Annotated in this window: 17 protein-coding genes; 8 read left to right on the top strand and 9 right to left on the bottom strand. The window is 59.9% G+C overall.

Annotation, left to right across the window (positions count from 1 at the left end):
• Positions 1-163 precede the first annotated feature (163 nt).
• The 5 genes from J3O30_RS09445 to J3O30_RS09465 form a co-directional block, all read right to left on the bottom strand.
• Entirely contained in the window at positions 164-3,979 is a 3,816-nt protein-coding gene (locus J3O30_RS09445; protein ID WP_207583900.1) for a vitamin B12-dependent ribonucleotide reductase, read from the bottom strand.
• Positions 3,980-4,568: 589 nt separating this feature from the next.
• Complete coding sequence (locus J3O30_RS09450) at positions 4,569-5,159, bottom strand: hypothetical protein (RefSeq protein ID WP_207583901.1); 591 nt, start codon at positions 5,157-5,159, stop codon at positions 4,569-4,571.
• A 190-nt stretch (positions 5,160-5,349) separates the two neighbouring features.
• Entirely contained in the window at positions 5,350-5,844 is a 495-nt protein-coding gene (gene gpt / locus J3O30_RS09455) for a xanthine phosphoribosyltransferase (protein WP_207583902.1), read from the bottom strand.
• A 240-nt stretch (positions 5,845-6,084) separates the two neighbouring features.
• A complete protein-coding gene (locus J3O30_RS09460; RefSeq protein WP_207583903.1) occupies positions 6,085-6,927 on the bottom strand; it encodes a universal stress protein in 843 nt (280 codons plus the stop codon).
• Positions 6,928-7,035: 108 nt separating this feature from the next.
• On the bottom strand, positions 7,036-7,812 hold the full coding sequence (locus J3O30_RS09465; RefSeq protein WP_207583904.1) for a competence/damage-inducible protein A: 777 nt from the start codon (positions 7,810-7,812) through the stop codon (positions 7,036-7,038).
• Positions 7,813-8,038: 226 nt separating this feature from the next.
• Here J3O30_RS09465 and wrbA point away from each other — a divergent pair, with 226 nt between their 5' ends.
• From wrbA to J3O30_RS09480, 3 genes are all read left to right on the top strand, one after another.
• Complete coding sequence (gene wrbA, locus J3O30_RS09470) at positions 8,039-8,635, top strand: NAD(P)H:quinone oxidoreductase type IV (protein ID WP_207584295.1); 597 nt, start codon at positions 8,039-8,041, stop codon at positions 8,633-8,635.
• Between the two features lie 898 nt (positions 8,636-9,533).
• Positions 9,534-11,465 carry a hypothetical protein gene (locus J3O30_RS09475; RefSeq protein ID WP_207583905.1) on the top strand — a complete coding sequence of 644 codons (1,932 nt, stop codon included), beginning with the start codon at positions 9,534-9,536 and terminating at the stop codon, positions 11,463-11,465.
• Between the two features lie 25 nt (positions 11,466-11,490).
• Positions 11,491-11,709, top strand: a complete 219-nt coding sequence (locus J3O30_RS09480) for a hypothetical protein (RefSeq protein WP_207583906.1) — start codon at positions 11,491-11,493, stop codon at positions 11,707-11,709.
• Positions 11,710-12,238: 529 nt separating this feature from the next.
• Here J3O30_RS09480 and J3O30_RS09485 read toward each other — a convergent pair.
• Complete coding sequence (locus J3O30_RS09485) at positions 12,239-12,613, bottom strand: VanZ family protein (protein ID WP_207583907.1); 375 nt, start codon at positions 12,611-12,613, stop codon at positions 12,239-12,241.
• Positions 12,614-12,804: 191 nt separating this feature from the next.
• Here J3O30_RS09485 and ilvA point away from each other — a divergent pair, with 191 nt between their 5' ends.
• The 3 genes from ilvA to J3O30_RS09500 all read left to right on the top strand — a co-directional run bounded on the left by ilvA (position 12,805) and on the right by J3O30_RS09500 (position 15,946).
• Positions 12,805-14,055 (top strand): threonine ammonia-lyase, encoded by a 1,251-nt coding sequence (gene ilvA / locus J3O30_RS09490; RefSeq protein ID WP_207583908.1) that lies wholly within the window; start codon positions 12,805-12,807, stop codon positions 14,053-14,055.
• A gap of 37 nt (positions 14,056-14,092) precedes the next feature.
• Positions 14,093-14,422 carry an HlyU family transcriptional regulator gene (locus J3O30_RS09495; protein ID WP_207583909.1) on the top strand — a complete coding sequence of 110 codons (330 nt, stop codon included), beginning with the start codon at positions 14,093-14,095 and terminating at the stop codon, positions 14,420-14,422.
• Between the two features lie 252 nt (positions 14,423-14,674).
• Positions 14,675-15,946 carry a GGDEF domain-containing protein gene (locus tag J3O30_RS09500; RefSeq protein WP_207583910.1) on the top strand — a complete coding sequence of 424 codons (1,272 nt, stop codon included), beginning with the start codon at positions 14,675-14,677 and terminating at the stop codon, positions 15,944-15,946.
• Here the strand turns inward: J3O30_RS09500 and J3O30_RS09505 are convergent.
• Complete coding sequence (locus J3O30_RS09505; RefSeq protein WP_207583911.1) at positions 15,943-16,719, bottom strand: SDR family oxidoreductase; 777 nt, start codon at positions 16,717-16,719, stop codon at positions 15,943-15,945. The genes J3O30_RS09500 and J3O30_RS09505 overlap by 4 nt on opposite strands.
• A 160-nt stretch (positions 16,720-16,879) precedes the next feature.
• On the opposite strand from J3O30_RS09505, the gene J3O30_RS09510 reads away from it, so the two are divergent.
• A complete protein-coding gene (locus J3O30_RS09510; protein ID WP_207583912.1) occupies positions 16,880-17,455 on the top strand; it encodes a TetR/AcrR family transcriptional regulator in 576 nt (191 codons plus the stop codon).
• Between the two features lie 48 nt (positions 17,456-17,503).
• Here J3O30_RS09510 and J3O30_RS09515 read toward each other — a convergent pair whose 3' ends face one another.
• The gene (locus tag J3O30_RS09515) at positions 17,504-18,118 is read right to left on the bottom strand and encodes an FMN-dependent NADH-azoreductase (protein ID WP_207583913.1); all 615 of its coding nucleotides are present in this window, start codon (positions 18,116-18,118) and stop codon (positions 17,504-17,506) included.
• A 138-nt stretch (positions 18,119-18,256) separates the two neighbouring features.
• Between J3O30_RS09515 and J3O30_RS09520 the strand changes: the two genes are divergently transcribed.
• A complete protein-coding gene (locus tag J3O30_RS09520) occupies positions 18,257-19,225 on the top strand; it encodes a LysR family transcriptional regulator (RefSeq protein ID WP_207584296.1) in 969 nt (322 codons plus the stop codon).
• Between the two features lie 39 nt (positions 19,226-19,264).
• Here the strand turns inward: J3O30_RS09520 and J3O30_RS09525 are convergent, their stop codons facing one another.
• Positions 19,265-21,253: a bifunctional 2',3'-cyclic-nucleotide 2'-phosphodiesterase/3'-nucleotidase gene (locus tag J3O30_RS09525; RefSeq protein WP_207583914.1), complete on the bottom strand. Its 1,989-nt coding sequence runs from the start codon at positions 21,251-21,253 to the stop codon at positions 19,265-19,267.
• Positions 21,254-21,447 lie beyond the last annotated feature (194 nt).

Below are 21,447 nucleotides of genomic sequence, written 5' to 3' on the forward strand. Positions count from 1 at the left end.
CCGGAAACGACGGCGAGAGTGCACTGCCCAAGCCTCGCACAATCAACAGGGATATCTCGAACGGGTTCGTCTCGCCCAAAGTTTTCGGCTTGGGGCGAGACGTATTCTGCGTTTCAGTGGCTGCCCGTCAAAATGAATGGCTGCCTATACATCCGCGCATTACTCAGCTGCACCCGCTCGTCGCACCGCACGTATCGCACTTCTCGCAAGTCCCATTCCGCACCATCGTGAAGTTCTGGCACTCCGAGCAGATGTTGCCGGTGTAACCCTGCATGATCGAGCGCTGGCGGCGTTCGGCTTCCACCTTCTTGGCTTCGGATTTCGCCGTTGCAGCGTCGGCTGCGGCCTTGTCGGAGAAGAGGGCGGTCGCGTCGCTGGTGATTTCCTCGGTCACCTCTTCGGCGATCTCTTCCGCCAATTCCTTGGCGCGCTCCTCGTAGTCGCGCTTGAAGGCGACGATTTCGGAGGTGGAGATGGCGACCGTCGGTTCCAGCTTGCGGGCGGCACTGCCGGCAAAGACGGTCACGGTGCCGGTGGACGTGGCGCGGGCTGGCGCTGCGGTCGCCGCACCCTTGGGTTCGCCCGCCTGGCGTTCGCCGCCGGTGCCGGGCACCAGCGTCGGCTTGTAGCCGCGGGTCCAGCCGGTGGAGAGCAGGTTGGTCTTGCCTTCCTGGATGCCCTTGCCGAGTGCGGTGTTCGAGAAATCAGACGTATCGACATGCGCGAGATCGTGGCGGCCGAGATAGGAGACGGCAAGTTCGCGGAAGACGTAGTCGAGGATCGAAGTGGCGTTCTTGATCGCGTCATTGCCGATGACCATGCCGGCCGGCTCGAACTTGGTGAAGGTGAAGGCCTCGACATATTCCTCGAGCGGTACGCCATACTGCAGGCCGAGCGAGATGGCGATGGCGAAATTGTTCATCATCGCGCGGAAGGCAGCGCCTTCCTTGTGCATGTCGATGAAGATCTCGCCGATGCGGCCGTCGCCGAATTCGCCGGTGCGGAGATAGACCTTGTGTCCGCCGACGGCGGCCTTCTGGGTATAGCCCTGGCGGCGGTTCGGCAGTTTTTCGCGTTCGCGGGAAACACGCTCGACCACCCGCTCGATGATTTTCTCGGTGATGGTGACGGCCTGGGCGGCGAGGGGCGCTTGCAGGAGTTCCTCCAGCGCATCCTCGTCGTCCTCGTCTTCGATCAGCGAGGCATTGAGCGGCTGCGACAGCTTCGAGCCGTCACGATAAAGCGCATTGGCCTTGAGGCCGAGCTTCCAGGACAAGAGGTAGGCGTTCTTGCAATCCTCGACGGTTGCGTCGTTCGGCATGTTGATCGTCTTGGAAATCGCGCCCGAGATGAAGGGTTGGGCCGCCGCCATCATGCGGATGTGGCTTTCCACCGAGAGGTAGCGCTTGCCGATCTTGCCGCAGGGATTGGCGCAATCGAAAACCGGCAGGTGTTCATTTTTGAGGAAGGGTGCGCCTTCCAGCGTCATCGCGCCGCAGACATGGACGTTGGCAGCTTCGATGTCCTTCTTCGAGAAGCCCATATGGTCGAGCAGGCTGAAGCTCATGTCAGCCAGCTGTTCGTCGGAAACCTTCAGCGTGTCCTTGAGGAAATCGGCGCCGAGCGTCCACTGATTGAAGACGAACTTGATGTCGAAGGCGCTCTTCAGCGCGGCGTTGACGGCTTCCACCTTCTCGTCGGTGAAGCCCTTGGTCTTCAGCGTCGACGGGTTGATCGCCGGCGCCTGGTTCAGGTTGCCATGGCCGACGGCATAGGCTTCGATTTCGGCAATCTGGCTTTCCGAATAACCGAGCGTGCGCAGCGCGTCGGGCACGGCGCGGTTGATGATCTTGAAGTAGCCGCCGCCGGCGAGCTTCTTGAACTTGACGAGGGCGAAGTCGGGCTCGATGCCGGTGGTGTCGCAATCCATGACGAGGCCGATCGTGCCGGTGGGCGCGATCACCGAGACCTGGGCATTGCGGTAGCCATGCTGTTCGCCAAGCGCGAGTGCCTTGTCCCAGGCCGCTTTGGCATGGGCGACGAGATCCTGGTCGGGGTTTTCCGAATGGATCAGCGCGACCGGGTCGATCGACAGGGCCTCATAGCCAGAGGTCTCGCCGTAAGCGGCGCGGCGATGGTTGCGGATGACCCGCAGCATGCTCTCGCGGTTTGGCGCGAAGTTCGGGAAGGGCCCGAGTTCGCCGGCCATTTCGGCCGAGGTCGCATAACATACGCCGGTCATGATCGCGGTCAGCGACCCGGCGATGGCGCGGGCCTCGGTGGAGTCGTAGGGAATGCCGGTGGACATCAGCAGGCCGCCGATATTGGCATAGCCGAGGCCGAGCGTGCGGTATTCGTAGGAGAGTTCGGCAATGCGCTTCGACGGGAACTGCGCCATCATCACCGAGACTTCGAGCACGACGGTCCACAGGCGAACCGCGTGTTCGTAGTCGCCGATATTGATGCGCTTGGTGGCCTTGTCCTTGAACTGCAGCAGGTTCAGCGAGGCAAGGTTGCAGGCCGTGTCGTCGAGGAACATGTATTCCGAGCACGGGTTCGAGCCGCGGATCGGGCCGCCGGCCGGCGAGGTGTGCCAGTCGTTCATCGTCGTGTTGAAGTGGATGCCCGGATCGGCAGAGGCCCAGGCGGCATAGGAAATCGTTTCCCAGAGATCGCGTGCCTTCAGCGTCTTCATCACCCTGCCGTCCTTGCGGGCGGTCAGGTTCCACTCGCCGTCAGTCTCGACGGCGCGCAGGAAGTCGTCCTTGATCGAGACGGAGTTGTTGGAGTTCTGGCCCGATACAGTGAGGTAGGCTTCCGAATCCCAATCCGTGTCGTAGGTCTTGAATTCGAGATCCTTGTAGCCCTGGCGGGCGAACTGGATGACGCGCTGGACGTAGTTTTCCGGAACCTGGTCCTTCTTGGCGGCGCGGATTTCGCGCTTCAGGGCAGGGTTCTTGCTGGGATCGTAGCAATCGCCGTTATCGCCGCCTTCACAATTGAAGCAGGCCTTCATGATCGCCTTCAGGTGCTTGGCGACGACCTTCGAGCCGGTGACGAGGGCCGCCACCTTCTGCTCTTCCTTGACCTTCCAGTTGATGTATTCCTCGATATCGGGATGGTCGATATCGACGACCACCATCTTGGCGGCGCGGCGCGTCGTGCCGCCCGATTTGATGGCGCCGGCGGCGCGGTCGCCGATCTTCAGGAAGCTCATCAGGCCGGAGGAGCGGCCGCCGCCGGACAGTTTTTCGCCTTCGCCGCGCAGCATCGAGAAGTTGGAGCCGGTGCCGGAGCCGTATTTGAACAGGCGCGCTTCACGCACCCAGAGGTCCATGATGCCGCCTTCGTTGACGAGATCGTCCTCGACCGACTGGATGAAGCAGGCGTGCGGCTGCGGGTGTTCGTAGGCCGACTTCGACTTGGTCAGCTTGCCGGTGAAGGGATCGACGTAGAAATGGCCCTGGCCGGGGCCGTCGATGCCATACGCCCAGTGCAGGCCGGTGTTGAACCATTGCGGCGAGTTCGGCGCGACGCGCTGGGTGGCGAGCATATAGGCAAGCTCGTCCTGGAAGGCCGAAGCATCTTCCTCAGAAGAGAAGTAGCCGCCCTTCCAGCCCCAATAGGTCCAGGTGCCGGCAAGACGGTCGAAAACCTGGCGCGCATCGATTTCGGAGCCGGTCTGCTCATCCTTGGACAGGGTCTTCAGCGCCGCATCGTCGGGAACGGAGCGCCACAGGAAGGAAGGAACGTCGTTTTCCTCGACCTTCTTCAGCCGGGTGGGAACGCCGGCCTTGCGAAAATACTTCTGCGCCAGAACGTCGGTCGCGACCTGGGAGAACTGCGCGGGAACGTCGATATTCTCGAGGCGGAACACGATCGAACCATCAGGGTTCTTGATCTCGCTCGTCGCCTTGCGGAATTCGATATCCGCATAGGCGCCGTGTCCGGCCTTGGTGAAACGACGTTCGATGCGCATGGTCTTAACCTCGTGTTGGCGCCCGATCCCCGCGACCAGGGCGCAAAATTCCTATCCGGCGGCACTTTTGTCGTCGTGCAGCCAGTCTCGTTTCCGTATTGTCACAGGGGTGTCATCCGGAGATGCCCTTCCTGTATCTTGTGGTGATGGTGGCTGCAAACACTAAATATAGTATTAACAGCTTATTATCGCCAGTCCCAATGTCACTTTTTTTGGAGGCTGAAAACCGCGCAGAAATCCTGTCAGGCCTGAACCGTTCCCGGCACATTACCCTGATTCCGCGTCTAATTTTCAAAAGGGAACCGGGCTCGTTACCTCCGGTCCTGTCGCCGCCGCAACATCAGAGACAGTAAGTTTGAAACAGGTGATTCCGTCAAGGGCTGGCTCTTAATAGATTGCTAACCACAACATCTTGTGGATGCGCCTGTGGAGATTGGGGAAAGCCGGGGAGCCCTGAAATTACAATGGCTTGCACGCGTCGCCGGCTAAGGAAAGTGCTGGAACGGCAAAAAAACGTCCCGCGGCAAATCTTGTGATGGCATTTCCGGCGCAAATGCGCATGCCGATTCGGCGAGGAAATTCGCACTCTTCAGAGCGCATCGATGGCGATGGTGACGGTGGCGACGCCGATCGGCCTGTCCTCTTCGTCCATGACGACGAAGCTCGCCTGCGTTTCGAGCATCTGGGTGGATTCGTTGCGTTCCGCCCGGTCGATGAAAATCTCGCGGGAGCCGTTGGCGAAAGTTCTGAGGTATTTTTCCTCGTCGCCCTGCCAATAGTCGGCGGTGATGGTGCTTTGCCCTACGTTCAGCCCATGACTGTCGGTGACGAAAAATTCGACGATCGCCCCCTGCGAGGCGTCCTGCCTGGTTTTCAGGTAATGCGACACGGATTTGTCGAGCAGCAGCTTGACCATCTGCAGGTGGTGCTGATCGACCTCCGACCGGTAGATCTCGTCGAGCACCCGCATATCCATTTCGCTGACATTGCCGAACTGCGCATTCTGCTCGGCGATGGCTTTCAGCACCAGCGGCGTTTCCACCATTGGCCGGATCCGCGTCTCGACATAGTCGCGCACCAGGGGAATATAAGCAGGCTCGGCGCGGGCAAGCGTCGGCGGAAACAGAAAGGACGCCAACCCAAGGGTTACAGCCGCTCCTATATGCACCCACCGCGCCATCTTGCTTCCCTGTACCGTATCGTCGCTGCACGCTTTAAGCGCAACTTGAAACGATTCGCACCCCGCTTAGTATATGAGTATAAGGTAAAATAGATCTGCAGATCCCGATAGCGGATTCACGAGGCCGGGTTGACAAAATCTGGAACAATTTCAAGTGGTAAATATTAGGATCGCGCGCTCTGATCGGCGATCAGCGCGGACCCTTGGCAATCGGCTCCTGGTAGGTGAAGCCCATGTCCCAAGGGAAGTAGATCCAGGTATCCTGGCTCACCTCGGTGATGAACGTATCGACGGTGGGAACGCCCTTCGGCTTGGCATAGACGCAGGCGAAATGTGCCCTCGGCATCATGGTGCGTACCTGGACAGCGGTCTTGCCGGTATCCGTCAGATCGTCGACGACGAGCACGCCTTCGCCGCCATTTTCCTGCAGTTCGAGCGCTATTCCCTTGAGCAGCGTCATGTCGCCCTGGTTGACATAATCATGATAGGAGGCGACGCAGACGGTCTCGATCAGCCGGATGTTCAATTCGCGCGAGATGATCGCGGCCGGGACGAGGCCGCCACGGGTGATGCAGACGATCGCCTTGAACGTCTGGTCGAGGCCGGCAAGCCGCCAGGCAAGCGCGCGCGCATCGCGGTGGAACTGATCCCAGGAAACGGGAAAGGCTTTATCGGGAAGGGACATCGGGCTGCTCCGCGGCATGAAAAAACAACACGCCGTTTGCCGGCGACCGGACGAGCTTGAGGCGGCAATCGGCCAAACCAGAAATCGCGCGAGTTGCAACTGCGCGAGATCGCGAGTTGCAACGCGCGAGTTCGCGAGCTGCACTGCGCGAGTTGTGGCCGAGGCTCGAAGCGTCATCGGTCGCCGCAATTAACGGAATTTGCCGGTAAAAGGCAAGAGCGCCGATGATGGCGGCAACCATCAACGCGACAACAGAGTCAGCGCCGTCATCGATTGCAGCAAGGTCTTCGTCGTACCGCCGAAAATCATCTGCCAGAGCCAGGAATGCGTATAGGCGCCCATGACGAGAAGATCGATGCTGTCGTCCGAAAGCCGGTTCTCGATGACATGCGAGGTGTTTTTGTCGACGCTTCGGGCCGTCGCAAGCGTAGTCTTCACGCCGTGGCGGGCGAGTGTCGCGGCGATCTCGGCGCCTGGCGTCAGCGGCGATTGCAGCGCCGTGTCGGCCGGATCGACCGAAAAAATCTCCACCTCGTCGGCGGCCTTGAGGATCGGCAGCGCGTCGAAGGTGGCGCGCGCCACCTCTTTCGAGCCGTTCCAGGCGATCAGCACGCGCTTGATCGGCTTTGGCTGGCGGATGATGTAGGGGATAATCAGCACCGGCCGGCCCGTTTCGAACAGGAAACTGTCGACGTCGACATGGCTGTCGGAGGGTTTGGCCGGGTCGGCCTGCGAGGCGATCAGCAGATCGGCGCTGCGCGCGCTTTCGATCAGCGGTGCGGAGCCGTAGCCGGTTGATGTTGCAAAGCTGCGCCATTCGGAGGAGCCGCCCGATGCTTCCGCTTTAGTGCGAAAGATCCGCTCGACTGCGATCGTTTCGCCATGCGCCATATCCTGCAGCGCCTGCACGGCGACAGGATCGGGGATTTCCATCGGCGCCACCAGCGGCACGGCGGAGATGGTTTCGGCATGCAGGCCGATCACATGAGCACCGCTTTCGGCGGCGAAGGCAAAGGCGAAATCGGCAACCGCGCTGCTATTGTCCGTTGTATCGAGAATGGCGAGAATGGTTTTGTAAGACATATCAATTCTCCTTGCGCTGAAATGGCGTGCGCGAGGGAAGGAATGCACCGGACCGTTCTTCCGTTCCTTGACGGGGATCAAGCTCGGTCGCCGGCTCCGGCATTGTCCTCAAGCCTCGGCGGAATGGTTTTCGGCGATGTCCTTTCGCTGGCGGATGGCCTCGATCATGGCGTGCACCTCGGCGCCGGCCGCATCGATCGCCGCCTGCGAGCGACCGCGCACGACGATCTCTGTCGAGAATTTCTGGCCGATATATCGGGGATAGGAACCGATGCTGGTTTCCGGATGGGCTTTCTGGATCGCGGTCAGCGGCGTGCCGATCTCGCCTTCGCCGTAAGGGCAGGCGATGGCGAGCGAGAGCACCGGCGTGCCGGTTCGAAGCGTCGGCAGCACATTGTCGACCATTGCCTGGAAGACCTGCGGCACGCCGGCCATCACATGGACATTGCCGATGATGAAGCCCGGCGCCGTCGACACCGGATTGGCGATATGGACAGCTCCGCGCGGCATGCGCGCCATGCGCTGGCGCGCCTCGGTGAATTCCATCTCACGGCGACGGTACATATCGGCCAGCAGCGTCATCGCCTCTTCGTCATATTCGCAGGGCACGCCGAACGCCTTGGAAATGGCATCGGCGGTGATGTCGTCATGCGTCGGCCCGATGCCGCCTGAGGTGAAGACGTAATCATATTTGCTGCGAAGCGCGTTCAGCGCCTCGACGATCGCCTCCTCGTCGTCGGCGACGATGCGCACCTCCTTGAGGTCGATGCCGGAAAGGGTGAGCAGATCGGCGAGGTGGCCGATATTCTTGTCCTTGGTGCGGCCGGAAAGAAGTTCGTCGCCGATGGCGAGCATGGCGGCGGTGACGACGATGGCAGGGCTCATGGGATGTTCCGTGAAGTGGGGCTGGTGAATAGGTAGCGTCCTTCGGCCCCTTTGCAAACAGCTATCAGGCGCGTTCATTCCCGCTGGAATGAGAAGCGCAAGTGAATTTTCGTCCACGGGCGTTGAACACTGAGTTCTTCAAGGCGGGACTGTGTTCGGAAATCCGCGCATGATAAAGATCCTCTCGATCACGACATTCAACCCACTGCGTGAAGGAAGACAGAAGATGGCGAAGGTTCTCGTCCTTTATTATTCGGCTTATGGCCATATCGAAACCATGGCCTATGCGGTTGCCGAAGGCGCCAAGTCGGCTGGTGCCGACGTCACCGTCAAGCGCGTTCCGGAACTGGTTCCGGAAGAGGTCGCCAAGGCTTCCTACTATAAGGTCGACCAGGCCGCTCCGATCGCCACCGTCGACGAACTGGCGGACTATGACGCGATCATCGTCGGTGCCGGCACCCGCTTCGGCACGGTCGCCTCGCAGATGCGCAATTTCTGGGATCAGACCGGCGGCCTCTGGTTTGCCGGCAAGCTCGTCGGCAAGCTCGGTTCGGTCTTCACCTCGTCGGCGACCCAGCACGGCGGCCAGGAATCGACCATCCTCGGCTTCATCCCGACCTTCCTGCACCAGGGCATGGTCGTCGCCGGCCTGCCTTATGCCTTCCAGGGCCAGATGGGTACCGAGGAAGTCAAGGGCGGCTCGCCCTACGGCGCCTCCACCATCACCAACGGCGACGGCTCGCGCCAGCCTTCCGAGATCGAGCTCGAAGGCGCGAAATACCAGGGCGCCCATGTCGCCAAGCTTGCTGCCAAGCTCGCCTGATCTTTGACGAGAAATAATAAGGCGCGGCGAGCGTAAGCTTGCGGCGCCTTTCCGTTTGATGGGAAATACTTGCCTGATCATTCGCCGGTGCCACCGGCAAAGCGGGGCATGACTGTTTGTTGGTGGTGCGGACGGCGGGGGTCGAACCCGCAAAGCCTAGGCCGAGGGATTTTCTTACCAGCTACGACTTTCGCCGCCGCCTTCCGGCGTTTGTGGTCTGGACTATACCTTCACCCTAGCGTCTGCCTTAGGTGCTGCCCGTCTAGTCTCTACACCTTCCCCTTGCGGGGCTTGGCTCGGGATTGCCATCTGACAGGTTTCCCCGACTTTGAGCAGTTCTACATCAGGCGTTTCCGCCAGTGCACTCAATTTTGTCTAAGTCCCTTGTGTCTACCAATTCCACCACGTCCGCGTGGTTCTTCCTGCTAACAAAGAGAGACGGTTTTCTCAACCGATATTCAGGGGTGGGCATGCGATTCCGTTTCAAAGTCTGGAGGCCGCAATCACCCTCCACAATTTTATATCGGCTTTGAGAGATGAGGTCGGATATTGGGCACTGGGGATATGGCGTTCCAAAACGCTGGCCGCTTCGAATGTCCAGCTGAATTCGGCAGTAAAGCGAAGATCTTGCCTGCTGATTAGAGCTTTGAAAAGCAACGATACGGCACGAATTTTCCGATTTATCTTGCCGATATGCGAGGGCGCGACGGTCGACTGCGAACATTATGCGAGTCAGCGTAGAAAACTTGGCACAACCCCTGCGACACAAGCTTGTTGAATTTCGCAGGACATTGGGACAAAGTACTGGCAGGGGTAGTGTTTGCGATTTCTACTGTTGCAATACGTGCACTTCACTTTTCATTGTGAATGCCGGGACATGTGGTGACTAAACGGCAAAATGGCTTTTGTTCTGAAGACCTTCGGGACGTTGCAGCTCGTTGACGGAGATGGGAACGCTGTTGCGTTTCCCGAGAAAGGCCTGCTGCTTCTCGCCTATTTGTTCACAACCGATCAAGGTTCGGCAGATCGAACGACCTTGGCTCGCTTACTATGGGGCGAGGCCGACAGGGACGTTGCACTTTCGACTTTACGCAAGGTGATTTCGCGCATTAAGGCCCGCCAAATCGATCTCGGGGTAAACATCCTTTCATCAAAGGGCAACATACTCACCCTTGAACGGGCGTCTCTGTCTTCCGACATTCTGCTATCGAACCAGGAGGACGAGGTTGAGCCGTTTGCCCGACTGAGACAGCTGGTGAAACTGATGAACCAGCCTTTTCTGGGGGCGGTTCACAGCCATAGCCGTCAGTTTCAGCGGTGGCTTGCCGAACGGGAAAACTACCATATCGAGTTTCTCGCAAATACATTGAGAACGGCGTCCCGATTGGCCGAGTCGGGAAAGGAATCCGAACTCCTGAGGAAGGCAGCGGTTATCCTGTTTCGGACGGAGCCGAGGGATCCGGAAACGCTGCAATTGCTCATCCGGATATTCAACGCGGAAGAGGAAGTTGAATCCCTCCGGAACTATTTCGAACAGCGGCGTAGTGCGACTTCGAAAGGCATCGCCCCGCGCACCGGATCCGATGACGGTGATGCAAAACCTCTCCGTCCGACATCCATGTCGTCAAAGGCGAAACTCGACGCGGCGCTTCCCCTTGAGCCCGAAGATATCAGCATTGCCATTCCCCGCTTGGTGCTGCTTCCGCCCAGGAACCAATCCGTTCGGCCTCAAGCTGGTTTTCTAGCCGCATCGTTGGTGGAGGATATCACGATCGGATTTTGCGTCTTCAACAGCCTGGAGGTCATAGCCCCGTATTCGGCGGTTCAGATCGGCCACCAGGTGGAGACGCAGAAAGCCTTCTTTGAACGGCATCGCGTCAACTATATCCTCGACACCCGGATCAGCAATTCCGGCGATGAAGTGACCCTGTTCGCCCAGCTGATCTTTTTCGATCAGAATCAAATAGTTTGGGCCGAAAGGTTCAGCCTCGATCGTATGGATCTCGCCAGAGACAGGAGAGTTGTTGCCCGGCAGATCGCTCTCTCCGTGTCCAGCGAAATCGAGCGCCATGAGGCGTTGCGCGAAGATCTGAACCCGATCGCTTACCATCGATATCTTGTCGGCAGGCGGCACCTGGCGCGGCTGACACTTCCGAACCTGCGGCGCGCCCGCAAGGAAATGAAGGCCGCGCTCAGCGAAAGCCCCGATTTCGCGCCGGCGCAGAGTTCTATGGCGCGCACCTACTCCAAGGAATGGTTGTTGACGGCCCGAGGTGATATCGATCTTTTGCAATTGGCTGAGACTTTCGCAAAGCAGGCCACCGAGATGCGTTCGGACTTTGCCGATGGCTATCGCGAGCTCGGTGTTGCCAAACTATTGCAGGGCGCGTTTGATGAAAGCGCCGAAGCAATGGAAATTGCAGAAAGCCTTGCGCCACACTATGCCGACGTGATTGCCGACTACGCGGACACGTTGGTTCATTGTTCGCTCCCCGCCATGGCCTTGCGAAAGATCGAGCGGGCAATCGAGCTGAACCCCCTCGGTCCCGATACCTATTTCTGGACTGCTGCGGGAGCAAACTATGCCCTCGGCGAATTCGAAGCTTCGCTGGACTATATCGGGCAGATGGCCGACCCCAATTTAGCGGACAGGTTGTCCGCCGCAAGTTGGGCCATGTTGGGTCATCAGGACAAGGCGCGGGTCTTTGTACGAAGGTTTCGTGAAGGCAACCCGGACTTCGATGTGGACAAGTGGTTGTCTGCAGTTCCAAGTAAAGAGCAATGGCATAAAGATCTTTATCGTGAAGGCCTGAAGAAAGCTGGATTTTAAACATCAATCGTTAGAGGGCAAAAACATGGCTACAGTTGTTGTTATTAGTGTTGAAGGTCAAGACGGGCTCTGGGTCGCTGATCTGGACGCCGGCACAGTACTGCCGCTCCCGGCCCCAAAGGCGGGTGGCTTGAAAGTGGTGACCGATCTTCGCGCCACCGGCGCGACGGTCACAAAGGGCGTGAATTTGGCAGTCACCGTCAAGTCGGCAGAGGCGGCGTTCTCCGGCCATTATGACGGCTAGTGGAAGTGCTATAGCGCGGTTACGTCAGACGCGAAATAGACCTGTAACACTCTGAATTTCGCATGATTTTATTCGGCTTCCGACGAAAGAATTATGTGGAAACGCGCGAGACGGCGGCGAGCGGAAATTGACTTGCTCGCCGTCGAGCATTAGGCATGCACTGTCAAAGTCGTTTTCGATGCCGATCAAGTGTACCGGGTTTCAGCGACAATCTATCGGCCTCGGTCATACGGGTTCGATTCCGGTCGCCCCGGACCAGCTTCACAATATCGTTTGAATATGCATGTATATTGTGGATATATGCGTTCTATTGCTTGACGGGGGCATTTTCGGTGCAAGGATTGCGCCGCGGCGGTTGAGTAAGTGTTGTCTTCTGGGAGTAAGACGATGGTTTACGATTGGAGTGGGGCTAGGGTTCGGCGCGTCCGGATCGTCAAGACCAGTGTCGCGCTTGTTCTGGGAACTGCGATCGCTGCAATACCACTGTTTTTCTGGGCCGTGCAGCTGCGCGGGTTCTAGTCCAGGATAATCAGCTTTCTGCGAGAGGAAGCGTATCTGGCGCTTTGGTCGCGCGCCACCTGTTGATCACCCAGCCGGCGAGCAGCCCCAAGGCGGCGCCCATTGCCTTGATGCCGGCATCATGCAGGCGCGGATGGCGCGTCGGCGAAAGGTACTGCAGATATTCGATGGCGACGGAACCAGCGATCAGCAGCACGGCCACCAATTTCCACTGTTTCGGATAGGCGAGCGCAAAGGCGAGGCCGAGAAGAACATAAGCGCCTGCGCGGTCGGTGTCGACCGTCGTAACGGTCTCCGGCCTCAGCCCGATCGGCGAAACCGTGACGAAGAGGATGACGGCGAGCAGCAGCCAGGCGAGTGGTTTTGCGAAGTTGAACGTGATCATGGCTTTATATTAGTGGCTGGCGTTTTCATTGACAGTTAAAATCAGTTCATGTGCCGCCAATTTTGCGGTGGGCTTAAGAAAGGCTTTCGCAAACAGGGCTGGCGGCGAACCGCAAATGGCCGAAACGGGCTTTCTTTTGCCGGTCGGCCTATGCCATAGCGGCGCTGTAATTATGAGAATGGACCACGCCCGTGACGAGACTTGATGTCGAAAGCGCCGAAGAAGCAATGCGCAGCCTTTTTCCGGCAACACCGCTGCAACTCAACGATCATCTGTCGGCGCGCTACGGGGCCGATATCTGGCTGAAGCGCGAGGATCTGTCGCCGGTGCGCTCCTATAAGATCCGCGGCGCCTTCAATTTCTTCCGCAAGGCGATCGGGCAGGGAGCGGTCGGCAAGACCTTCGTCTGCGCCTCGGCCGGCAATCACGCCCAGGGCTTCGCCTTCGTCTGCCGCCATTTCGGCGTGCCGGGCGTCGTCTTCATGCCGGTGACGACACCGCAGCAGAAGATCGACAAGACGCGCATGTTCGGCGCCGAATTCATCACCATCCGATTGTTCGGAGACTTCTTCGACCAATGCTACCAGGCCGCGCGCGACCATGTCGAGGCAATCGGCGGCGTCATGGTGCCGCCCTTCGACCATGCCGACATCATTGAGGGACAGGCGACCGTCGCCGCTGAAATCATGCAGCAACTGCCTGAGGGAACGGTGCCTGATATGGTCGTCCTGCCGGTCGGCGGCGGCGGCCTTGCCGCCGGCATTACCGGTTATCTCCACGGCACCGTGCCGAAATCGGCTTTCGTCTTCACCGAGCCCGCCGGCGCGCCGAGCCTGAGGCGCAGTATCGAGGCCGGCAAGGTGACGACGCTTGCCAAGGTCGATAATTTCGTCGACGGCGCCGCCGTTGCCCGGATCGGCGACCTGAATTTCGCCGCTCTTTGCGATTTCCCGGCAAGCCAAGTGCAACTGATGCCGGAGAACGCCATCTGCGTCACCATTCAGGAGATGCTGAATGTCGAGGGCGTCGTGCTGGAGCCGGCCGGCGCATTGTCGCTGACGGCGATCGCCGCGATGGACCGCCACGTGATCCGCGGCAAGACCATCGTTGCCGTCGTCTCTGGCGGCAATTTCGATTTCGAGCGTCTGCCTGACGTAAAGGAAAGAGCCATGCGTTACGCAGGGCTGAAGAAATACTTCATCCTGCGGCTTGCCCAGCGCCCCGGGGCGCTCAGGGATTTCCTCAATCTGCTCGGCCCCGACGACGATATCGCCCGTTTCGAATATCTGAAGAAATCAGCGCGCAATTTCGGCTCGATCCTGATCGGCATCGAAACCAAGGCGCCGGACAATTTCGCCAGGCTGATCGGAAATTTCGAAGCTGCCGGCATGGGTTACGAGGATATCACCGAAAACGAGATCCTCGCCAATCTGATCATTTAACTTGGCGACGACGATATCGCCGTGCTAAAGGCGCAGCATGGCTTCGTTCATTTCAAATATTTTTTCGATGTTCTCCGGCGGCAGCAAACCCGCCCCCTCGGAGGCGGCCGGCCCTTCCGGCGAGCCGCAGCTTTACAATGATTGCACGATCTACGCGGAGCCGCGTAGGGAAGGCAGCCAATATCGTCTTGCCGGCCGCATCGAAAAGAAGGTCGGCGACGAGGTGCTGGTACGCAATTTCATCCGCGCCGATCTGTTTAGCTCTTCCGATGATGCGCTCGAATGCACTGTGCGCAAGGCGCAGCAGATCATTGATCAGCATGGTTCGTCGCTCTTTGGTGACGGCGAGAAGCTTCGTCAGGTCTGAAATCGGGATCTGCCGGATCGGCCGGATGTCGGCCGCAATTATTCTTGTTTTTCAATCCTGTGAGCCGGATGCTTCTCCGGCGCGCGCAATCGTGCTCACGCATTCTTAAAGGATTGCGGTCAAAGGTATCGCCTGCAGCATGTGCAGGGCCGCCCTCGTGTTTGACTTTTTCGGACGATCGACCAAAGGATCCGCTGTCGCGATCGCCGCGTCCGCGCGCCGCCGACCGCGCCGGCTTGAAGCTGGGGAGAGGTGATGGAGACGTTCAACCTCGCGCTCTTCGCTGTCGAAGCCGTCGCCTATTTCTCGCTGATGGTCACGCTTCTGCACTTCCGTCATCGGCTCGGTCTGGGCGTCTTCCTGACGGCGCTCGGGGTCATGCATTTCATGGAAACCTATCTGGCGGCGGTCTTCTACGTCTCGTTGCCGTTCGGCGATGTGTCGCCGGGTTCATCGGTCTTCTTCTCCGGCAAGCTGATGATGATCCTGATGCTTTACCGGCAGGAGGATGCCGCCACGGTGCGTCAGCCGATCTACGGCCTGTTCCTCGGCAACCTGATGACCGTCGGCATCGCCTGGGTGCTGCAGCTGCACCTGCCGCTGCAAATGTCGCCCAACCACACGCCCGATGTCGATTTCCTCAAAGAGATGGGCTGGCTGATGGTCTGGGGCACGGCGTTGCTCTATGTCGATTCACTCGGCATCATCCTGCTTTACGAGAAACTCGGCGATTTCTTCCGCCGGCGCGTCGTGCTGCGCTTCCTGATTTCCGGATTTGTGCTGCTGACCTTCGACCAGATCGGCTTCTTTGCCGCGTTGAATTATTTCCTGGATGTGCCGATCGCTGCATTCTGGGCCGGATGGAAGGCGAAAATGCTGGCCGTCTGCCTCTATGCGGCGATGTTTGCGATCTACGAATATCGTATTCGCCGGGGCGGGGCCAGCGTGTCGGCACGTTCGATCAGCGACGTGTTCGGCGACCTGACATTCCGCGAGCGCTACAACGACCTTCTGGAGCGCACCGGCCGCGATATGCTCACCGGCGTCTACGATCGCACGCGCATGGAAGTTGAAGCACCGCTGATGGTGCGCGAGGCATTGAGGCAGGGGCTATTCGCCACCGTCCTCATTCTCGACGCCGATCACTTCAAGGATGTCAATGACGGCTACGGCCATCTCCAGGGCGATGAGGTGCTGAAGGCGATCGCCGCCCGATTGGGCACGACGTTGCGCTCGAGCGACCGCGTCTTCCGCTTCGGCGGCGAGGAATTCGTTGCCATCTGCCCGGGCACCGACCACGAGGAAGGTCTGCTCCTTGCCGAGCGCCTGCGCTGGACGATCGCCACCAGCGTCAAGACGCCGGATGACCGGCCGGTCACGGTCAGTATCGGCGTTGCGACCGCCGACGAGGACGGTGTCGATTTTACCGCCGTGCTGGCGGCCGCCGATGGCCGGCTTTATGCTGCCAAGAAGAGCGGCCGCAACTGCGTCGTCGGCCGTTCCGGGGTGGTGAAACTCGCTTAAGCCGCGCGGAAGATCTTGGCGCCGGACGGGGCGCTCGTCATGCCGCCATCGACGGTGATCTCGATGCCGGTGATATTGGCCGCGTCATCCGAGGCCAGATAGAGTGCTGCCTTGGCGATTTCGTCAGCTTCGCTCATGCGGCCGAGCGGGCTCATCCCGCCGATGCGGGCTTCCAGCGCCGACATCGCGTCTTCCGTCGGTGCCATCGGCGACCAGATCGGCGTCTTCGTGCCGCCTGGTGTCACCTGGTTGACGCGGATGCCGCGGGGCGCGAGCTCGGAGGCCATATTCCGCGTCAACGCCCGGACCGCAGCCTTGGTCGCCGCATAGGCCGACCAGCCGGGGGCGCCGAGCACGGCATGCACCGAACCGTTGAGGATGACAGAAGCGCCGTCGTTGAAATGCGGCAGGGCCGCCTGCACGGTGAAGAAAACCGCCGTCAGATTGGTGCTGATGATCTGGTTGAACTGCGCGGGCGACGTCTCGCCGAGCGGCGTCGCGCCGCCAATGCCGGCATTGGCGAAGACGATGTCGAACTTGCCGACCTTTGCGGCGGCTTCCGCAAAGGCCTTCTCGGTGGCAGCGGCATCGGTGACGTCGATCTTCAGTGCCAGCACGCCGGCCCCAAGCGCCTTTTCGGCCGCGGCCAGCGTTTCCGGATTGCGGCCGGTGATCACCACCCTGGCGCCCTCATCGATGAAGATCCTGGCGGTGGCGAGACCGATACCGCTGTTTCCGCCGGTGATCAGCGCGACCTTGTTTCTTAGACGCATGATTCATGCTCCTCTTGGAATTGCTAACGATCTGGATTATGATCGTTATCTATAAGGATTATGACTGTAATCCATGCGAGTCAAGGAGCATGATGCCGAAAAGTGTAAGCGGTTTTCGGCCGACATCATGCTCATTCGAATTTAGTGCCGGGAGATTCCGATGGGGCGTTCGCAGCTGGAGAAACAGAAGACGCACGAGAAGATCGTCGAGACCGCGTCGAAGCGGCTGCGCGAGGAAGGGCTCGAAGGTATCGGCGTCGCCGACCTGATGAAGGAGGCCGGGCTGACCGTCGGCGGCTTCTACAAGCACTTCGCCTCCCGCGACGATCTCGTCGCCGAGGCGATTCAGTCCGCTTTCGATTCGTGGGGACGCAGGCTGGCGGCCGAGGGTGTGGATCCGGCGGCGATGAAGCCCGCCGATATCGCCGATCGTTACGTCAGTGTCTATCATCGCGACAACCCCGGCGACGGTTGCCCATTTGCGGCGTTGACCTCCGATATAGCCCGCAGCGGCGAGAAGGCGCGGGCGATCGCCACCGATGGGCTCAGGCGCAATTTTGAGGCTTTGGCGAGCAAGGCTGCGGGAGCGGACGAGGGAGAACGGCGACGCAAGGCGATCATGGCCTTCGCGATGATGGCCGGCGGCGTCGGCCTTTCCAGGATTTCCTCCGATGAGCAACTCTCGACCGAAATCCTGGAGACGGTCCGGGATTTTGTCGCCGGTATCGACCAATGACAAACGGCCGGCAATTGCCGGCCGTTCCATGCGAGCATTAGAAGCCGATCAGGCGGCCAGCGCGATTTCCTGGACGCGCGACTTGGCGGCGTCGATGGCCTTTTCGGCAGCTTCGGGACCGAAGGCCAGGCCTTCGACATAGATGGTCTCGATATCGCTGATGCCGAGGAAGCCGAGCACCGACTTCAAGTAGGGCACGGCGTGGTTCAAGGCGGATGCCGGTCCTTGCGAGTAGACGCCACCCGAGGCGAGCACCACATAAACCTTCTTGCCGGTCGCGAGGCCAACCGGGCCGCTTTCCGTGTACTTGAAGGTCAGGCCGGCGCGGGCGACGTTGTCGATCCAGGTCTTCAGCGACGAATAGATGTTGAAGTTGATGAGACCGGTGCTGATGACGATCGTGTCGGCGGCAAGCAGCTCGTTGACAAGTTCGTCGGAAGTTTTGACGGCGGCTGCCTCCTCAGCAGTGCGGGCTTCGGCCGGCTTGCGGATTGCGCCGGTGAAGAGGTCATCGATATGCGGCAACGGATTGGCGGCAAGGTCGCGGCGAACGACAACACTACCAGGGTTCTGGCTCTTCAGCTTTTCAGCGAGGTCGACGGCGATCGGCGTCGAGAGCGAGTCGGCGCGCGGGCTGGACGTCAGAAGAAGGATGGACGACATGGTGCATTTCCTTTCGAATTGGATTTGACGGCCCATTGCTGGGAGGTGAGCCGCAGTGTCGACGAGGAAAATAGGTCTGGCCTGCTATCGAAAAAACGGTGATAATGTCGATCGAAACTATCGATGGAATGGATGGATATGCTTCCGAACCCGACCCTGGACCAATTGCAGGTGTTTTTGACCGTTGCCGAGACCGGCAGCTTTTCGGCCGCCTCGCGGGCGCTGAACCGTGCGCAGTCGGTCGTCAGCTATACGATTGCCAATCTGGAGGCGCAGCTCGAGGTGGCGCTTTTCGAGCGCTCCGGCGCCCGCCAGCCGAAGCTGACGGAGGCGGGCAAGGCGATGCTGGAGGATGCGCGGCGCATACTCGGCGACCTGCAGGTGATGCGAGCGCGCGTCAAGAGCTTGCGGGAAGGGCTTGAAGCGGAGGTGTCCGTCGCCATCAGCGTCATGGTGCCTTCCCGGGCCGTGGTCGATGTCCTGCACGAATTTCGCGAAAGGTTTCCGTCCGTTTTGTTAAACCTCAATGTCGGTGAGCTCGGCGTGGTCATGGACCTCGTCCTCAGCGGCAAGGCGACCATCGGCATTGGCGGCGCAGTCCTAAAACAGGATGATTCGGTCGTCACCGAGCGGATCGGCCACTCCTTCATGTTGCCGGTTGCCGCACCCAATCACCCGCTTGCTGGGATCGACCGGCCGTTGACGCTCGGCGACGTGCGCGAGGAAGTGCAGCTCGTCGTCACCGATGCGTCGGGCCGGACGAAGGGGCGCGATTTCAACGTTCTGTCCTACAAAACATGGCGCGTCAGCGACATTGCCACGAAGCATCAGCTCATCAAGGCCGGCCTTGGCTGGGGCGGTCTTCCTGCCTCAGTGATGCATGACGATCTTCGCAGCGGCGCGCTCGTCCATCTCGATCTGGACGCCTACGAACAGGGCGAGTATGCCATCTATTCGATGCGCCAGCTCGCCAATCCGCCGGGACCTGCGGCTGCCTGGATGATCGACGCGTTCCGCACGCGGCTTTCGGCTTGCCCGAGCCAAGCCGATTTCCATGCTGAGATCGCAGAATTGCGTGAACCCGAAACGCCGCTCGCTGCCGAATGACGAAGGCGCGAGCGCGCCTTCGCCGGCATCTCTTTCCACTTAAAGCACCAGCCTGAACTTCGAGAAACCGTCGGCGCCGTCGCCGGCATCCTCGATCTTGACGCTCTTGACCGCCGCGAGGAACTGCTTCGCCTTTGGGCCGCTCTCGAAGGTCGCCGTCGTGCCCGGCAGCGGCTTGAAGGTCCAGTTCGCATCGGCCGTCGGATTGATCGTGCGCTGGTCGTGGATGTAGCGGACGATGACGTCGCGGTTGGTATCCGGCGCCTGGAAGATCACCTTGTCCGCGGCAATATCCGGGAAATTGCCACCGCCGCCGGCGCGGTAGTTGTTGGAGACGACGACGAATTTCTGGGCGGGATCGATCGGCTTGCCGTCGAAGGCGAGATTCTGGATGCGGTTGGCATCCGGATTGATCGCCTTGCCGGACGAATCATATTTCGGCGGCTGCGACAGGTCGATCTGATAGGTCACGCCGTCGATGACGTCGAAATTGTAGGACGGGAAGTCGTTGTTGAGCAGCGGTGCGTCCTTCGAGCCGGCCTCGATGTGATTGAACATGCCGGCCGACATTTCGAGCCAGTTCTTTACCTGTGCGCCGGTGATGGCAACGGCCTGCACCGTGTTCGGGTAGAGATAGAGGTCGGCGACGTTCTTGATGGCGATATCGCCGGCCGGAACGTCGGTGTAGTAGTCGGCGCCGCCGCGTCCGCCAGCCTTGAAGGGGGCCGCCGCCGAAAGCACCGGCAGATCCTTGAACTTGGTGTCGGCCAGCATCTGCTTGATGTACCAGGTCTGGGCCTGGGAGACGACCTGCACCGAGGGATCGTCGGCGACCAGCGCGAAGTAGGAATAGAGCGGCGCCGACGTCTTGCCGACGGGGGTACGCACATAGGCAAGCGTTGCCTCGTGCTCGGCCTTGGCGGCGTCGACCACGTCCTTCTTGTCGGCGTAATCGGCAACCACCTTCTTTTTGTCGTCGCGATGATAGATCGGCCGGGCTTCCGCGGTGAAGTCGACGATCTTCCAGCTGTTGCCGTCTTTTTCCAACAGCAGGTCGATCAGGCCGAGATGCGAACCCCAGAAGCCTGCCATCACCGCGGGCTTGCCGTGCAGCGTGCCCTTGACGGGGTCGGCATTGGCGATGCCATCCCAGCTCTTCGGGCCGGGGAAGACGAGATGCTGGTGGCCGGTGAAGATCGCGTCGATCCCATCGACGGCGGCCAGATGCAGCGAGGCGTTTTCCATCTTTTCGGACGGCGCGGCTCCGTCGATGCCGGAATGGGAAAGCGCGATGACGATATCGGCGCCGGCTTCCTTCATGGCGGGAACCCAGGCCTTGGCGGCCTCGACGATGTCACGCGTCTGCGCTTTGCCTTCGAGATTCTTGATATCCCAGAGCATGATCTGCGGCGGTACGAAGCCGATGAAGCCGATCTTGACCGGGCTCTCCTTGCCGGCGCCGTCCTTGATTTGTTTTTCGACGATAAGGTAGGGCTTGAAGAAGAGATCGTCCTGCCTCGGGTCCGAGGCGAGCTGGCCCTTGGTCAGGTTGGCGCAGACGAAGGGGAAGTTTGCACCTGATAGGACCTTGAACATGAAGTCGAGCCCGTAATTGAACTCGTGATTCCCGAGCGTGCCCACCGTATAGCCGAGCGTGTTCATCGCCTTGATCACGGGATGGACGTCGCCGTCCTTCATGCCGTGCTGATAGGCCATGTAGTCGCCCATCGGATTGCCCTGCAGCACGTCGCCATTGTCGATCAGCAGCGAATTGACGGCTTCCGCGCGGATGCCGTCAATGATCGTTCCGGTGCGAGACAGGCCCATCGTGTCGTTCGGCTTGTCGGCATAATAGTCATAGGGGAAGACGTTGACGTGAATATCCGTCGTTTCCATCAGCCGGAGATGCGCCTGGTTGGCGCTGGCGCGTGCGCTGAAGGGATGCAGCAGCACCAGGGCGGAAGTGGCGGCAAGCCCGCCAAGCAGGGAACGGCGGCTCATGACGCCAACGTCGAAAATGGAAGACATCGAACTCTCCTTCAAAGATCATGCATCGTCCGGCCCGTCAGAATTAGGACGAATTGACAAGGAGTACACTGCGAAAATGACAGGACGGCAAAACAATCGCGGAGAAAGGCGACCCGATTCCAACGCGCGCTCGGCACCAGTGCCAAGCGCAGCGACTGACGCGATCTCGGCCGCCCCTGCGGCGCAGAAGCGCT

It is taken from the genome of Rhizobium sp. NZLR1 (assembly GCF_017357385.1).
In the GTDB taxonomy this organism is placed as follows: domain Bacteria; phylum Pseudomonadota; class Alphaproteobacteria; order Rhizobiales; family Rhizobiaceae; genus Rhizobium.

Excerpts from the sequence above, each read along its gene's own strand:
- J3O30_RS09445 (WP_207583900.1), bottom strand. The coding sequence starts at position 3,979 with ATGCGCATCGAACGTCGTTTCACCAAGGCCGGACACGGCGCCTATGCG.
- J3O30_RS09450 (WP_207583901.1), bottom strand. The coding sequence starts at position 5,159 with ATGGCGCGGTGGGTGCATATAGGAGCGGCTGTAACCCTTGGGTTGGCG.
- gpt (WP_207583902.1), bottom strand. The coding sequence starts at position 5,844 with ATGTCCCTTCCCGATAAAGCCTTTCCCGTTTCCTGGGATCAGTTCCAC.
- J3O30_RS09460 (WP_207583903.1), bottom strand. The coding sequence starts at position 6,927 with ATGTCTTACAAAACCATTCTCGCCATTCTCGATACAACGGACAATAGC.
- J3O30_RS09465 (WP_207583904.1), bottom strand. The coding sequence starts at position 7,812 with ATGAGCCCTGCCATCGTCGTCACCGCCGCCATGCTCGCCATCGGCGAC.
- wrbA (WP_207584295.1), top strand. The coding sequence starts at position 8,039 with ATGGCGAAGGTTCTCGTCCTTTATTATTCGGCTTATGGCCATATCGAA.
- J3O30_RS09475 (WP_207583905.1), top strand. The coding sequence starts at position 9,534 with ATGGCTTTTGTTCTGAAGACCTTCGGGACGTTGCAGCTCGTTGACGGA.
- J3O30_RS09480 (WP_207583906.1), top strand. The coding sequence starts at position 11,491 with ATGGCTACAGTTGTTGTTATTAGTGTTGAAGGTCAAGACGGGCTCTGG.
- J3O30_RS09485 (WP_207583907.1), bottom strand. The coding sequence starts at position 12,613 with ATGATCACGTTCAACTTCGCAAAACCACTCGCCTGGCTGCTGCTCGCC.
- J3O30_RS09495 (WP_207583909.1), top strand. The coding sequence starts at position 14,093 with ATGGCTTCGTTCATTTCAAATATTTTTTCGATGTTCTCCGGCGGCAGC.
- J3O30_RS09505 (WP_207583911.1), bottom strand. The coding sequence starts at position 16,719 with ATGCGTCTAAGAAACAAGGTCGCGCTGATCACCGGCGGAAACAGCGGT.
- J3O30_RS09510 (WP_207583912.1), top strand. The coding sequence starts at position 16,880 with ATGGGGCGTTCGCAGCTGGAGAAACAGAAGACGCACGAGAAGATCGTC.
- J3O30_RS09515 (WP_207583913.1), bottom strand. The coding sequence starts at position 18,118 with ATGTCGTCCATCCTTCTTCTGACGTCCAGCCCGCGCGCCGACTCGCTC.
- J3O30_RS09520 (WP_207584296.1), top strand. The coding sequence starts at position 18,257 with ATGCTTCCGAACCCGACCCTGGACCAATTGCAGGTGTTTTTGACCGTT.
- J3O30_RS09525 (WP_207583914.1), bottom strand. The coding sequence starts at position 21,253 with ATGTCTTCCATTTTCGACGTTGGCGTCATGAGCCGCCGTTCCCTGCTT.